At 62.1% G+C, this 13,494-nt stretch carries 13 protein-coding genes, 1 other RNA gene and 1 pseudogene; 3 read left to right on the top strand and 12 right to left on the bottom strand.

The window, feature by feature from the left end; all coding sequences use genetic code 11:
- Nucleotides 1–129: 129 nt before the first annotated feature.
- Complete coding sequence (locus tag C8K18_RS17595) at nt 130–1,260, top strand: anhydro-N-acetylmuramic acid kinase (protein WP_107708759.1); 1,131 nt, start codon at nt 130–132, stop codon at nt 1,258–1,260.
- Nucleotides 1,261–1,360: 100 nt separating this feature from the next.
- Here the strand turns inward: C8K18_RS17595 and erpA are convergent, their stop codons facing one another.
- From erpA to rplM, 3 genes are all read right to left on the bottom strand, one after another.
- Nucleotides 1,361–1,726, bottom strand: a complete 366-nt coding sequence (gene erpA / locus C8K18_RS17590; protein ID WP_029968241.1) for an iron-sulfur cluster insertion protein ErpA — start codon at nt 1,724–1,726, stop codon at nt 1,361–1,363.
- A gap of 177 nt (nt 1,727–1,903) precedes the next feature.
- The gene (rpsI, locus tag C8K18_RS17585; protein ID WP_007180423.1) at nt 1,904–2,296 is read right to left on the bottom strand and encodes a 30S ribosomal protein S9; all 393 of its coding nucleotides are present in this window, start codon (nt 2,294–2,296) and stop codon (nt 1,904–1,906) included.
- Between the two features lie 11 nt (nt 2,297–2,307).
- Nucleotides 2,308–2,736 carry a 50S ribosomal protein L13 gene (gene rplM, locus C8K18_RS17580; RefSeq protein WP_020069304.1) on the bottom strand — a complete coding sequence of 143 codons (429 nt, stop codon included), beginning with the start codon at nt 2,734–2,736 and terminating at the stop codon, nt 2,308–2,310.
- A 643-nt stretch (nt 2,737–3,379) separates the two neighbouring features.
- On the opposite strand from rplM, the gene C8K18_RS17575 reads away from it, so the two are divergent.
- Nucleotides 3,380–3,802, top strand: coding sequence for an OsmC family protein (locus C8K18_RS17575; RefSeq protein ID WP_006053300.1), 423 nt, complete (start codon nt 3,380–3,382; stop codon nt 3,800–3,802).
- 87 nt (nt 3,803–3,889) lie between these two features.
- Here C8K18_RS17575 and rnpB read toward each other — a convergent pair.
- From rnpB to pyrC, 3 genes and pseudogenes are all read right to left on the bottom strand, one after another.
- Nucleotides 3,890–4,303: RNase P RNA component class A (gene rnpB, locus C8K18_RS17570), an RNA gene on the bottom strand.
- An 87-nt stretch (nt 4,304–4,390) separates the two neighbouring features.
- Nucleotides 4,391–5,020 (bottom strand): annotated as a pseudogene (locus tag C8K18_RS17565) (DUF3025 domain-containing protein); the annotation flags it as partial.
- 255 nt (nt 5,021–5,275) lie between these two features.
- A complete protein-coding gene (pyrC, locus tag C8K18_RS17560) occupies nt 5,276–6,346 on the bottom strand; it encodes a dihydroorotase (RefSeq protein ID WP_107708568.1) in 1,071 nt (356 codons plus the stop codon).
- A gap of 231 nt (nt 6,347–6,577) precedes the next feature.
- Between pyrC and C8K18_RS17555 the strand changes: the two genes are divergently transcribed.
- On the top strand, nt 6,578–7,516 hold the full coding sequence (locus tag C8K18_RS17555; protein ID WP_029968250.1) for a class II glutamine amidotransferase: 939 nt from the start codon (nt 6,578–6,580) through the stop codon (nt 7,514–7,516).
- 102 nt (nt 7,517–7,618) lie between these two features.
- Here the strand turns inward: C8K18_RS17555 and C8K18_RS17550 are convergent, their stop codons facing one another.
- The 6 genes from C8K18_RS17550 to C8K18_RS17525 form a co-directional block, all read right to left on the bottom strand.
- Nucleotides 7,619–8,344, bottom strand: coding sequence for an amino acid ABC transporter ATP-binding protein (locus C8K18_RS17550; RefSeq protein ID WP_006051922.1), 726 nt, complete (start codon nt 8,342–8,344; stop codon nt 7,619–7,621).
- On the bottom strand, nt 8,341–9,018 hold the full coding sequence (gene gltK, locus C8K18_RS17545) for a glutamate/aspartate ABC transporter permease GltK (protein ID WP_029968252.1): 678 nt from the start codon (nt 9,016–9,018) through the stop codon (nt 8,341–8,343). Before gltK ends, C8K18_RS17550 begins: the two co-directional genes overlap by 4 nt.
- Nucleotides 9,018–9,758 (bottom strand): amino acid ABC transporter permease, encoded by a 741-nt coding sequence (locus C8K18_RS17540; RefSeq protein WP_006051920.1) that lies wholly within the window; start codon nt 9,756–9,758, stop codon nt 9,018–9,020. Before C8K18_RS17540 ends, gltK begins: the two co-directional genes overlap by 1 nt.
- An 82-nt stretch (nt 9,759–9,840) precedes the next feature.
- The gene (locus tag C8K18_RS17535; RefSeq protein ID WP_006051919.1) at nt 9,841–10,734 is read right to left on the bottom strand and encodes a glutamate/aspartate ABC transporter substrate-binding protein; all 894 of its coding nucleotides are present in this window, start codon (nt 10,732–10,734) and stop codon (nt 9,841–9,843) included.
- A gap of 283 nt (nt 10,735–11,017) precedes the next feature.
- A complete protein-coding gene (locus C8K18_RS17530) occupies nt 11,018–12,340 on the bottom strand; it encodes a Glu/Leu/Phe/Val dehydrogenase (RefSeq protein ID WP_006051918.1) in 1,323 nt (440 codons plus the stop codon).
- 150 nt (nt 12,341–12,490) lie between these two features.
- Complete coding sequence (locus C8K18_RS17525; RefSeq protein WP_053858726.1) at nt 12,491–13,447, bottom strand: LysR family transcriptional regulator; 957 nt, start codon at nt 13,445–13,447, stop codon at nt 12,491–12,493.
- Nucleotides 13,448–13,494 lie beyond the last annotated feature (47 nt).

Here is a 13,494-nt window from a genome sequence, read left to right as displayed (position 1 = left end):
ATGGCGACGCGCTTCATCTTCGACCGCGCTTGCGCCGATAATCTGCTACAACCTTCGCCAACAGGCGGCAGAAACAGCGGCCGGCTGGCGGCAATGAACCCGCAACTCATCATCGACAGGAGCAGCAACGTGGCGCAAGAGCCCGCAGACGGCGTCTACTTTGGATTGATGTCAGGCACGAGCATGGACGGCGTGGACGGCGTGGCCGTCCGGTTCGCCGACGGGAAGCCGCCCGTGGTGCTGGCCGAGGCGTTCGTCGGTTTCGCGGCGGGCCTGCGGGAGGCGCTGTTCGCGCTGCAACAGCCCGGCGAAAACGAGATCGAACGCGAGGCGCTCGCCGCCAACGCGCTCGCCACGCGATATACCGTGTGCTGTCACGAGCTGCTGCGCGGCTGCCACGTCTCGGCCGCCGAGGTACGCGCGATCGGCGTGCATGGGCAGACGGTGCGGCATCGGCCGGAAAAGGGCTATACGCGGCAGATCAATAACCCGGCGCTGCTCGCGGAAATGATGCATATCGACGTGATCGCCGATTTCCGCAGCCGCGACGTCGCCGCCGGCGGCCAGGGCGCGCCGCTCGTGCCCGCGTTTCACGCAACCGTGTTCGGCTCGAAGGATGAAACGCGCGTGGTCTGCAATCTTGGCGGGATCAGCAATATCACGATTCTGAATGCGACCGGCAGCGTGCGCGGTTTCGATTGCGGGCCGGCAAACGCGCTGCTCGACGAATGGGCGCAACGCCATCTCGGCAAGCCGTTCGATGAAAACGGTCATTTCGCGGCCAGCGGCCAGGTCGACCGCCCGCTGCTGAATGCACTGCTGGACGAGCCGTTCTTCGCGCAACAGCCGCCCAAAAGCACCGGGCGCGATCTGTTCAACGCCGAGTGGCTCGACGCCAGGCTGCAGCCGTTCGCGGGACTCGCACCCGCCGATGTGCAGGCGACGCTCGTCGCGCTGACCGCGGTGTCGGTGGCGCGAGAGATCGAACGGCATGCATCGGATGTGAAAGCGGTCTACGTATGCGGCGGCGGCGCGCGAAATCCCGAGATCATGAAGGCCTTGCAGCAGGCGCTGGACGATAGCGGCGCGAGCGGCGTGCCGGTGATGACCACCGACGCGCTCGGCGTGCCGCCGAGCCAGGTCGAGCCGCTCGCGTTTGCATGGCTCGCGATGCGCTGCGTAGCGCGCCTGCCCGGCAGTTTGCCGGCCGTGACGGGTGCGAGCGCTGAGCGGGTGCTGGGGGCGATTTATCCGCGCTGACGGTTGATTCGCGCGGAGGGAGGCTCTCGCTTTGCCGCGCCGCCAATAAAAAAACGGGGCCGAAGCCCCGTTTCTTATGCAATACGCTGCCTACCCGGCTTTAAACCGAGAACGACGAACCGCAACCGCAAGTGGTGCTTGCGTTCGGATTCTTGATCACGAACTGGGCGCCGTTGATGTCGTCCTTGTAGTCGATCTCAGCGCCAACCAGGTACTGGTAGCTCATCGAATCGATCAACAATTGCACGCCGCTCTTGTTCATGACGGTGTCGTCTTCGTTGACGGCTTCGTCGAACGTAAAGCCGTATTGAAAGCCCGAGCAGCCGCCGCCCTGCACGAAAACGCGCAGTTTCAGGTCCGCATTGCCTTCTTCTTCGATCAGTTGCTTGACCTTGTCAGCCGCTGCGTCGGTAAAAACGAAGGGGGCGGGCATCTCGGTCACGGGTGTGTCGGTGACTGCGTTCATTCGAACTCTCCAGAAAGCTTCTAACCGCTATTGTAGGGCTGATCTCAATATCGTGCTGATGCCCACAAAATCAATGGGTTCTTACAGGGTGCCGCCACCATAAAAAAAGCCGCCTTCGCGATAGCGTTGGCGGCTTTTGCTGCGTTCCAGCGATAAGCCGGTTCGCACCCGAAACGATTAACGCTTCGAGAATTGCTTCCGGCGACGTGCCTTGTGGAAGCCGACCTTCTTACGTTCGACTTCACGAGCGTCACGCGTAACGAAGCCAGCCTTCGACAGTTCCGGCTTCAGCGTTGCGTCGTAGTCCATCAGCGCGCGGGTGATGCCGTGGCGAACCGCACCGGCTTGACCCGTTTCACCGCCACCGTTCACGTTGACCTTGATGTCGAACGTGACGCCGTGGTTCGTGAGTTCCAGCGGCTGACGCACGATCATCAGCGACGTTTCGCGCGAGAAGTAATCGGCGATAGGCTTGCCGTTGACAATGATCTCGCCCTTGCCAGCCTTGATGAAGACGCGTGCGACGGCGCTCTTGCGGCGGCCCGTGCCGTAATTCCAGTTACCGATCATGTGGGCTCCCCTTAGATCTCGAGCGCTTTCGGCTGTTGTGCCGAATGCGGATGCGTTGCTTCAGCGTAGACCTTCAGCTTCTTGATCATCGCGTAGCCGAGCGGGCCCTTCGGCAGCATGCCCTTGACCGCTTTCTCGAGCGCGCGGCCCGGGAAGCGTTCCTGCATCTTGCCGAACGTCGTTTCATAGATACCGCCCGGGTAGCCCGAGTGACGGTAGTACTTCTTGTCAGTAGCCTTGTTGCCCGTGACCTTCAGCTTGCCGGCGTTGATAACGATGATGAAATCACCGGTGTCGACGTGCGGAGTGAATTCAGGCTTGTGCTTGCCGCGAAGACGGTGTGCCACTTCGCTGGCGACACGCCCGAGAACCTTATCCGTCGCGTCAATCACGTACCATTCACGCGTAACCTCATGGGCTTTTGCGGAAAACGTCTTCATGATCGATCCAAAAAAATTGCTGCGCCCAATGTATTTTTTCCTGCTTGTAGTGTGCGCATCGAGGCGCGTGCAGGCTCTCCCTGGTTCTTCCTCCGCGGGCGCGGATGCGGAAAAGCCCTGAATTATAAAGGAATTTGTGACGTCAAGTCAAAACGTGCGGGATTTGGTGCGGGAGCCGCCTGATATTGGCTCCCGCGAGCGCACGTCATGCAGGCCGGCGCGGGCGAAAAAAAACCCGAACTAGCGGTTCGGGTTTAATCCACCAAAGGAGGAGGTGGAGGAGACAGCGGAGGTTGCGCACTGCTGCAACCGATGAGGCAATTATATGAAGCATCCTTGTGCGACGCAAGAACATTTGCATTGCGAAATCGATTTTCATAATGTGGTTGGATGGCGACGGCGGCCCGGCTTGTTGTGGGACTTGCAAATAAAGGCGTCGGTGGACTGCTTCGGCTTGGGTGGCCTGCGACCTCTAGAGTAAAACCCCTAAACTTATCTCGAACTCCACCCTGCCGCCCGCCATGCCGCGCCGCAACATACAAGCCGCGATTGCGCATAATTTCCCGCCGACGTCGCCTCGGGCGGACACCGAAACGCCGGGCTACAATGCCGTCTCGATAGTCGAAGCGCGGTGGAGCACAGCATGGAATGCAAAGTAAGCTGGATGGGGCAAGACGGGATGGCGTTCGCGGCCGAGACGGGCAGCGGCCACCTGGTCGCGATGGACGGCGCGCCCGAAGGCGGCGGCCGCAATCTCGCGCCGCGTCCGATGGAAATGGTCTTGCTCGGCACGGGCGGTTGCACGGCCTACGACGTCGTGATGATCCTGAAGAAAAGCCGTCAGGAAATCGCCGGCTGCTCGGTGACGCTGAAGGCCGAGCGCGCCAGCGAAGATCCGAAGGTGTTCACGAAGATTCATTTTCACTTCACTGTGACGGGCAAGAACCTGAACCCGGCGACCGTGGAGCGCGCGATCAACCTGTCGCACGACAAGTATTGCTCGGCGTCGATCATGATCGCGAAGACGGCCGAACTGACCCACTCGTTCGATATCGTGCCGAGTTGAACCAGCGGAACTGAGTGTGGCGGCCCGCGGGCCGCATCAACGAAAAATGCCGGCGTCCCTAAAAGACGCCGGCATTTGTTTGTGTGGTGGCAAAGCAGGCCGATAAGCCGGATTCTGTGCACGCGCAACGTCCGAAGACGCGACGCGCGTGGCAGCCATTCCTCTAGGCGCGCCATTGCTGACGCGCTCAAGCTTCCTACCCGCAGACGAGACGGGGGCCCCGTCCTGCATCTCGAAGATGCGCGCCTGCCTACTTGGAATTGCTCCGGGTGGAGGTTACCGTGCCGGTCTGCCTTGCAGCAGCCGCGGTGCGCTCTTACCGCACCGTTTCACCCTTACCTGATCCCGGCTTGCGCCGGGCCATCGGCGGTTTGCTTTCTGTTGCCCTGTTCCGCGTGTCGCCACGGATGGCCGTTAGCCATCACCCTGCCCTGTGGAGTCCGGACTTTCCTCGCCCTCTTTGGCCGAAGCCGCCGAGGCCGCGACTGCCTGGCCTGCTTTGCTGGCGCCGATTTTAACATCTGCGCGCCGGCCCGCGCGGAATACGGACGTGTCGTCATAGAAGGCCGGCGTCTCGTTTTCCGGCCACCAGCCGGGGATGCCCAGCACGGGAAGCGGCGCAAACATACGGCTCGTCAACGCTTCCGTATTCAGCAACGCGGCGCTGACCGCCTCGTCGAGCCACGCGTCGCGCGAAGCGGCGTCCCATTCGAAGTACGCGGGCAGCACGTCGACGATCCACGCGTGCCCGGTGCACGCCTTGAACGGCGCGATCAGCTTTTCGAGCAGCGCGTGGCCGAAGCAGCGCACCTCGCAACTCGCGCCCGATGCGCCCCATGCGTCGCGCCGCTGGAGCAACAGCGTGCGCCAGTCGAACTGACGCAGCGCAGCGCTCAAGCGCGGATCGGCGCAAGCAAACAGCAGCGCGTTTTCGTCGAAGAGCGTCAGCGCGTCGCGCACGCCGCCGCGCGTCGGCCCGACGCCCAGCAAGTCGATGGCCGCCGACTGCCGCGCGTTCAGCGCCGCCTTGATGCGCGGAAACGCAAACCACATCGACGCGTTGAAGAAGTCGTGCAGATTGTGGCGCGTCGGCACGCAGCCGGTGGACGCAATGTGCGCCTCGTAGGCGGCGCCGGGCGGCAGCTCGTCCTGCGCGATGAACGCGAGCCGCTGGCCGCGGCCTGTCACTTGCCGCGTCTTCGACGCGTCGGCGTTCATTTCGGCGAGCAACGCGGCGTAGCTCGTGAGCGCGGCGCGCTGCCAGCGTTGGCCGCGCTCGGCGAACGGCGCGAACCACGGCTTCGACCAGTCGATTGCGGCGAAGCCCGACCGCGCGCCTGGCGAGAGCGCTTCATTGCCGGCGCCGTGGCCTTCGTCGTGGCGTGCGCTCACGTCGAGTTGTATCGCTTCAGTCGTTGCGGGCGCCGTTTCGCGCCTCGCCTCGGGCTCCGCCATCTCCGCGTCACCCACGCGTCAGATCAGGCGCCAGCCAATCGATTCACCGCCGCGCAGCGGCACGACCGGCGTATCGCCGACCGGCAATTCCGCCGGCAACGTCCATTCCTCGCGACGCAGCGTGACCTTGCCCGCGTTGCGCGGCAAACCGTAAAAATCCGCGCCGTAGAAGCTCGCGAAGCCTTCGAGCTTGTCGAGCGCGCCGGCTTTGTCGAAAGCCTCGGTGTACAACTCGAGCGCGTGCAGCGCCGTGTAGCAGCCCGCGCAGCCGCACGCGTGTTCCTTCAAACCCTTCGGATGCGGCGCGCTGTCCGTACCGAGGAAGAAGCGCGGATTGCCCGACGTCGCCGCTTCGACCAGCGCGAGCCGATGCGTCTCACGCTTGAGCACCGGCAGGCAGTAGTAATGCGGGCGAATGCCGCCCTGGAAAATCGCGTTGCGGTTGTAGAGCAGATGGTGCGCGGTGATCGTCGCGCCCAGCAGTTCCGGCGCGACGCCGGCTTCGCGGATGTAGTCGACGGCGTCCTTCGTGGTGATGTGCTCGAACACCACCTTCAGCGCCGGAAACTCGCGGCGCAGCGGCGTCATGACCCGGTCGATGAACACCTTCTCGCGGTCGAACAGATCGATCGACGAATCCGTCACTTCGCCGTGCACCAGCAGCGGCATGCCGGTTTCCTGCATCACTTCCAGCGTTTTCGCGCACTTCATGATGTCGGTCACGCCCGCGTCGGAGTTCGTCGTCGCGCCGGCCGGATAGAGCTTCACGCCGTGCACGAAGCCGCTTTCGCGCGCGCGGCGGATTTCATCGGGCGGCGTGTTGTCGGTCAGGTACAGCGTCATCAGCGGCTCGAACTGCGCGCCGGCCGGAATGGCGCCGACGATCCGCTCGCGGTAAGCCTGGGCCATCGCCGTCGTCGTGACCGGCGGCTTCAGGTTCGGCATGATGATCGCGCGGCCGAACTGGCGCGCGGTATCCGGCAGCACCGCCGCCAGCATGGCGCCGTCGCGCACGTGCAGGTGCCAGTCGTCAGGACGGGTGAGCGTAACGGAGTCGAGGGAAGCGGAAGCAGCGTTGGGAGCGGTCATGGCGAGAAAAGAGCGAGAGCGGAACGGAGCGGAATAAGAGCCGAACAAGGCGCAACGACGAATCGGAACGATGCGCGAACAACGCCCCAGCAATGCACCGGCGCTGAGGTCAAACCGCCGTGTTGCGGCCTGAACACACGTCAATTTTGCAATTTGGCGTTCGTGGCTCGGTGATATGCTTGGAAAATCATCATTGTAACGGCTCGCCCCGTTCACAGGCCTACCCGCAACATGTGCCAACTTCTAGGAATGAACTGCGCCGCGCCGACGGACGTCACGTTCTCGTTCACCGGCTTTGCGGCGCGCGGCGGCGTCACCGATCACCATGCCGACGGCTGGGGTATCGCCTTCTTCGAAGACAAAGCGTGTCGCCTTTTCATCGACCATCAATCGTCGGCTACCTCGCCGATCGCCGAGATGGTCAAGCGCTATCCGATCAAGTCGAAGAACACGATCGCGCATATCCGCAAGGCGACGCAAGGGCACATTCTGCTGGAAAACTGCCACCCGTTCATGCGCGAACTGTGGGGGCGTCACTGGATCTTCGCGCATAACGGCGATCTGAAGGATTATTCGCCGGTGCTCTCAGGCGTGTATCAGCCGGTCGGCACGACCGACAGCGAGCTCGCTTTCTGCGCGCTGCTCGAAGGTTTGCGCAAGGCGTTTCCCGGCGCGCAGCAACCGCCGCTCAACGAACTCTTCGCCGCGCTCGAAAAGCTCACGCGCGAAATCACGCAATTCGGCGTGTTCAATTTCCTGATGTCGAACGGCCAGGCGCTATTTGCGCATTGCTCGACGCATCTGCATTACATCGTGCGGCGCTGGCCCTTTTCCACCGCGCATCTTGTCGACGCGGACGTGTCCATCGACTTCGCCAAGTACACGACGCCGGAAGACCGCGTCGCCGTGATCGCGACGCAGCCGCTGACCGACAACGAAGTGTGGACCGCGTTCGAACCAGGCGATCTGCTGATGTTCCAGCACGGCGACGTGATTGGCCGCGTCAATGTGCCGGTGCCGGCCTCGGTGCTGGAAAAGCTGCGCAATCCGGCGCTCGACGCGTCCGCTTCGGCGAGCACGATTGCGGCTTCGGCGGCGGCCGAATCTGCCGCGGCTGAGTTGGAAGTCGATCTGGAAGCGGCCGACGACGCCGCCGCCTTCGAGTCGTGAAAGTCGTAGCCACGGCGATCACGCATCGATAAAAAAAGCCGCTTTTTCAAGCGGCTTTTCGTTGAAGCGCCCACCGCGACAACCACGCGGCAACGCTTGCGCTCAGTGCAGGATCTTCGCCAGAAAATCCTTCGCGCGATCGGACTTCGGATTGTCGAAGAAGTCGTCCTTGCGGTCGTCCTCGACGATCAAGCCCTTGTCCATGAAGATCACGCGATGCGCGACCTTCTTCGCGAAGCCCATTTCGTGCGTGACGCACATCATGGTCATGCCTTCCTGCGCGAGTTCGACCATCACGTCGAGCACTTCGTTGATCATTTCCGGATCAAGCGCCGAAGTCGGCTCGTCGAACAGCATTGCAATCGGGTCCATCGACAACGCGCGCGCAATCGCCACACGCTGCTGCTGACCGCCCGACAATTGCCCTGGAAACTTGTCCGCATGCGCGCGCAAGCCGACGCGGTCCAGCAGCTTCAGACCCTTCGCCGAGGCTTCGTCTTTCGAGCGGCCGAGCACCTTGATCTGCGCGAGCGTAAGGTTTTGCACGATCGACAGATGCGGGAACAGTTCGAAGTGCTGGAACACCATGCCGACCTTCGAGCGCAGCTTCGACAGATTGGTTTTCTTGTCCGTCAGCGACTGCCCGTTGATGACGATCTCGCCCTTCTGAAACGGCTCGAGTCCGTTGACGGTCTTGATCAGCGTGGACTTGCCCGAACCCGACGGTCCGCACACCACCACCACTTCACCCTTTTTGACTTCCGTCGTGCAGTCCGTCAGCACCTGAAACTGGCCGTACCACTTCGAAACATTCTTGATAGAGATCATCTTGCGACCTTTTTCTGAAGACCTTTGACAAGGCTCGACGCGACCACGCAGATCACGAAATAACACGCGCCCGCGAACAGTACCATTTCGACATTCGTGCCGTCACGATCGCCAATATTCGTGGCAGTGCGGAAGAAGTCGGCGAGGCTGATCACGTAGACGAGCGACGTATCCTGGAAGAGCACGATGCCCTGCGTGAGCAGCAGCGGCACCATCGCGCGGAACGCCTGCGGCAGCACCACGAGACGCATGGACTGCGCGTAGTTCATGCCGAGCGCGAACGACGCGTTGACCTGCCCGCGCGGCACGGACTGAATCCCCGCGCGAATGATCTCGGAGTAATACGCCGCCTCGAACAGCGAGAAAGCGACCATTGCCGATGCGAGACGAATGTCGATATCCGCCGACAGACCGAGCACGTTCTGCAGCAGTTGCGGCACGATCAGGAAGAACCACAGCAGGACCATGACCAGCGGGATCGAACGGAAAATCGTCACGTAGCCCTTCGCGAACCACTCGAAAGGCTTGAACGACGACAGCCGCAGCATGGCGAGAACCGTGCCCCACACAATGCCGATCACGATCGCGATCAGCGTGATCTTGAAGGTGACGACCGCGCCCGTCCACAGCGTAGGCAGTGCGCCCGGAATACCGCTCCAGTCGAAATGGTGCATCACTTGCCTCCGATATAGCCGGGCAACCGGGTCTTGGCTTCGACCCAGCGCATGAATTGCATGACGACCAGATTGATCAGCACGTACGCGAGCGTGACAGCGATGAACGACTCGTAGGTCTGCGACGTGTAGTCGACAAGCTGTCGCGCCTGGGCGGAGAGATCGAGCAGACCGATGGTCGACGCGACCGCCGAGTTCTTGAAGATATTCAGAAACTCAGACGTGAGCGGCGGCACGATGATCCGGTACGCGACAGGCAGCAGCACGTAGCGATACGTCTGCCATTGCGTGAAGCCCATCGCGAGCCCCGCGGCACGTTGGCCGCGCGGCAGCGCGTTGATGCCCGAGCGCACCTGCTCGCACACGCGCGCGGCGGTGAAGAGCCCGAGACAGATGATCGAGGAAGAAAAGAACTGCGCGCCTGGCGGCAGTTGCTTGAACCAGTTTCCGATGGATGCCGGCAGCAACTCCGGTATCACCAGATACCAGATAAAGAACTGCACGATCAGCGGAATATTGCGGAAAATCGCGACGTAGAGCGTGCCGATGCCGGACGCCCACTTGTTCGGCACCGTGCGCAGCACACCGAACAACGAGCCGACGATCAGCGCGATCACCCATGCCGACAGCGACACGGTAATCGTCACCCAGAAACCCGACAGCAGCCAGCCCAGATAAGTGGTCGGCTCGCCGGTGGAGACGGGACTCAGCAGAATGCCCCAGTTCCAGTGATATGACATGACCAAGACTCCAGCAAAAAGAAACGGAAGAAGCGCGTGGCCCCTTCCGTTTCATTCAGCATTTCAAAAAAACAGCTAAGGTTTAATCGATTGCCTTGTCATTCGGATTCTTGTAAAGCGCCTTCATGTCGTCGCTTTCCGGGAAGTTCAGGTTCAAGCCCTTCGGCGGAATCGGCGATTCGAACCACTTCTTGTAGATCTTGTCGGCTTCGCCCGAAGTTTCGACCTTCGCGATTGCGTCGTCGACGACCTTCTTGAATTCCGGATCGTTCTTGCGCAGCATGCAGCCGTATGCTTCATGCGACTGCGGCGCGCCGACGATCACGAAATCGTTCGGCGTGTTCGACTTTGCACGCTCGCCGGCGAGCAGCGCGTCGTCCATCATGAACGCAGCGGCGCGGCCGGTGGAGAGCGTCAGGAACGACTCGCCGTGATCCTTCGCGCTGATGATGTTCATGCCCAGGCTCTTGTCCTGGTTCATCTTGCGAAGCAGGCGCTCGGACGTGGTGCCGGCGGTCGTGACGACCGTCTTGCCCTTCAGGTCGGCCCAGTCCTTGATGCCCGAATCTTTCTTGGTCATCAGACGCGTGCCGATCACGAAGATCGTGTTAGAGAACGCCACTTGTTGCTGGCGTTCCGCGTTATTCGTGGTTGAGCCGCATTCCATGTCGACGGTGCCGTTCTGCACCAGCGGAATACGGTTTTGCGACGTAACCGGAATCAGCTTCACTTTCAGGTTCGGCGCGTTCAGCTTCTGCTTGACCGCCTCGACCACCTTCAGCGCGAATTCCTGCGAATAGCCGATGACTTCCTGCTTGTCGTCATAGTACGAAAACGGAATCGACGACTCGCGATGACCCAGCGCGATGACGCCCGTGTCCTTGATCTTTTTCAGCGTGCCGGCGTCTTGCGCGTGCGCGCCAACCGTAAACAGTCCGAGAGTCGCGAGCAGCAGCGCAGCTTTTTTAACCTTCATGTTTGATCTCCTTGGCAAGAACCGGCGCCAGTTTAGCAAAGTAATTATTCTGAAAGTATGGCTATAAACCATTGTTGTTGCGTGCACGCCGCTATTGGTCGGCGGCGGCTTCGCGCAGCCGGTCAACCTTTCCGGATATGCAAAGGCGGGCAGCATCGTCGCGATGCCGCCCGCCAGGTAAAACACGCGCTCTTGTGAAGTGCGTTCAGGCATGCGCATTTACTTCAAATGCGCGGCGCATCCGCGAGGTAGCGAATCCGCCGTTCGCTTTACAAGCCCGCGATCAGGGGTACAGACCGCGCATTTCGCGCGCTTGCAAAATCCGCTTGCACGCGACGATAAACGCCGCCGTCCGCACCGAAACGTTCTGCTCGCTCGACACTTGCCATACGGCCGCAAACGCTTCGCGCATCACGCGCTCGAGGCGCTGGTTGATCTCGTCTTCGGTCCAGAAGAAGCTCGAGAAATCCTGCACCCATTCGAAGTACGACACCGTCACGCCGCCCGCGTTGGCCACCACGTCCGGAATCACGAGGATGCCGCGGTCGTGCAGGATGTCGTCGGCGGCCGTGGTGGTCGGGCCGTTCGCGCCTTCCACGACGATCTTCGTCTTGATCTTGCCGGCGTTCTTTTCGGTGATCTGGTTTTCGAGCGCGGCCGGAATCAGGATGTCCGATTCCACGGTCCAGAACTCTTCGTTCGTCACCGAGTCGGCTTCGGCGAAACCGCCCACGCCGCCCGTCTTCGCCACATGTTCCAGCAACGCGACGGCGTCGATACCGGTCGACTTGTACAGCGAGCCGGTGTGATCCTGCACCGCGACGACCTTCGCACCCGCTTCCTGGAACAGACGCGCCGCGATGCCGCCGACGTTGCCGAAACCTTGCACTGCAATGCGCGCGCCTTCGATATCGAAGCCGATGCGGCGTGCCGCTTCGCAGCCGACCACGAACACGCCGCGGCCGGTCGCTTCGCGGCGGCCGAGCGAACCGCCGAGCGTGATCGGCTTGCCGGTCACGACGCCGGTTGCCGTTTGGCCCTGGTTCATGGAGTACGTGTCCATCATCCACGCCATGATCTGCTCGTTCGTGTTCACGTCCGGCGCGGGAATGTCGGTGTTCGGTCCGATGATGATGCCGATTTCGCTGGTGTAGCGGCGCGTGACGCGCTCGAGTTCACCACGCGACAGCTTGCGCGGATCGAGGCGGATGCCGCCCTTCGCGCCGCCGTAAGGAACGTTCACCGCAGCGTTTTTCACCGACATCCACGCGGACAGCGCCATCACTTCCGACAGCGTCACGTCCTGGTGATAACGCACGCCGCCCTTGCCTGGACCGCGCGACACGTTGTGCTGCACGCGGTAGCCCTCGAAGTGCGCGACCGTGCCGTTATCGAGTTCGATAGGCACGTCAACGATCAGAATCCGCTTCGGGCGCTTCAGGGTTTCCAGCCAGCGTGACAGCGAGCCGAGGTAGGGCGCGACGCGGTCGACCTGGCGCAGGTAGTTGCCCCACGGGCCGAGGTCTTCGCTATTCAGGTAGGAGGGGACGGACTGCGACGTTAATGCTGATTGGGCAGATTGGGCGGCTTGCTGCTGGGAAGACATGAACGCTCCGGCGTTGATCGAGTAGCAGCATTGTCGAAAAAGGCCGTTTTGAAATCCAATGCCGTTTCCTTATCCGATTATGTCTTTTTTGCATAACCCTTCGGAAGCCGCAAATTCGCGTCGCGGGCGCGCAGGTTTGGCGAGGCTCTCTTACGCGCCGCGCTGCGCCAGTTCTTCCGACACCACGTCCCACAACTGCCGCACGAGAATCTGCCGCGCGTCGTCGCTTTTCGCGGCGAGCTTGTCACGGTAGAGGCGTATCTCCATCGTGAGCGTGAGCTGGCCTTCGGGCGTGCCGCGCGTCGCCCGGTCCAGACGAATCAGCTTGCCGTCCGCGACCGCGTCTTCCACAGCGCTGTGCGGCAGAAAAGCGATGCCGTGGCCGGCGAGCGCCATCGCCTTCAGACCTTCGGCCATGTCGGTTTCGTAGAGCCGGTCCAGATTGAGACGCTCCGGGGCGTTGGCGAGAATCACCTCGGTCATGCGCCCCAGATACGCATTCGGCGTGTACGACAGATAAGGCGTGGGCGCCTCAGCGGTGCCCGGCAGCGTATGACGCGGCCGGCCCGCGCGCCCCGGCGCCGAGAACGGACTGATCGGCTCGTTGCCAAGCGTCAGCATGTCGTAGCGGGCCGGATCGAGCGCGACCGGATGGCTCGGATGGTGATAACCCATCATCAGATCGCAGCCGCCTTCCACCAGAGAGAGCGCCGCGTCGTGCACATTCAGCGCACGCAACCGCGTATGAATCGGGCCCATCTGCGCCTCGATGCGTTGCAGCCAGCGCGGAAAGTACGTGAGCGAGAGCGTGTGCGGCACCGCGAACTCGATCGTCGCTTGCGGCGTCGCCGTGTGGCCGCGCAACAGCGCGCGGGCCTCGTGGAACTGCGAAAGCATCGCGAGCGCCTGCTCGTTGAACACCTGGCCCGCCGGCGTGAGACGCGTCGGATACACCGAGCGGTCGATGAGCTCCGTGCCGAGCCACGCCTCGAGCGCCTGGATGCGCCGCGAGAACGCCGGCTGCGTGACGTGACGCAGTTCAGCCGAGCGGCTGAAACTGCGCGTTTCCGCGAGCGAAACGAAGTCTTCGAGCCATTTCAGTTCCATGCGAAGCCTGCTGCCGGCGAGAGAGAGGAAGTCAGCATTCTAGTGGC

The sequence above is a fragment of the Paraburkholderia sp. GV068 genome (genome assembly GCF_003058125.1).
GTDB classification, from domain to species: domain Bacteria; phylum Pseudomonadota; class Gammaproteobacteria; order Burkholderiales; family Burkholderiaceae; genus Paraburkholderia; species Paraburkholderia graminis.
This window is presented reverse-complemented; position numbering and strand designations above follow the sequence as displayed.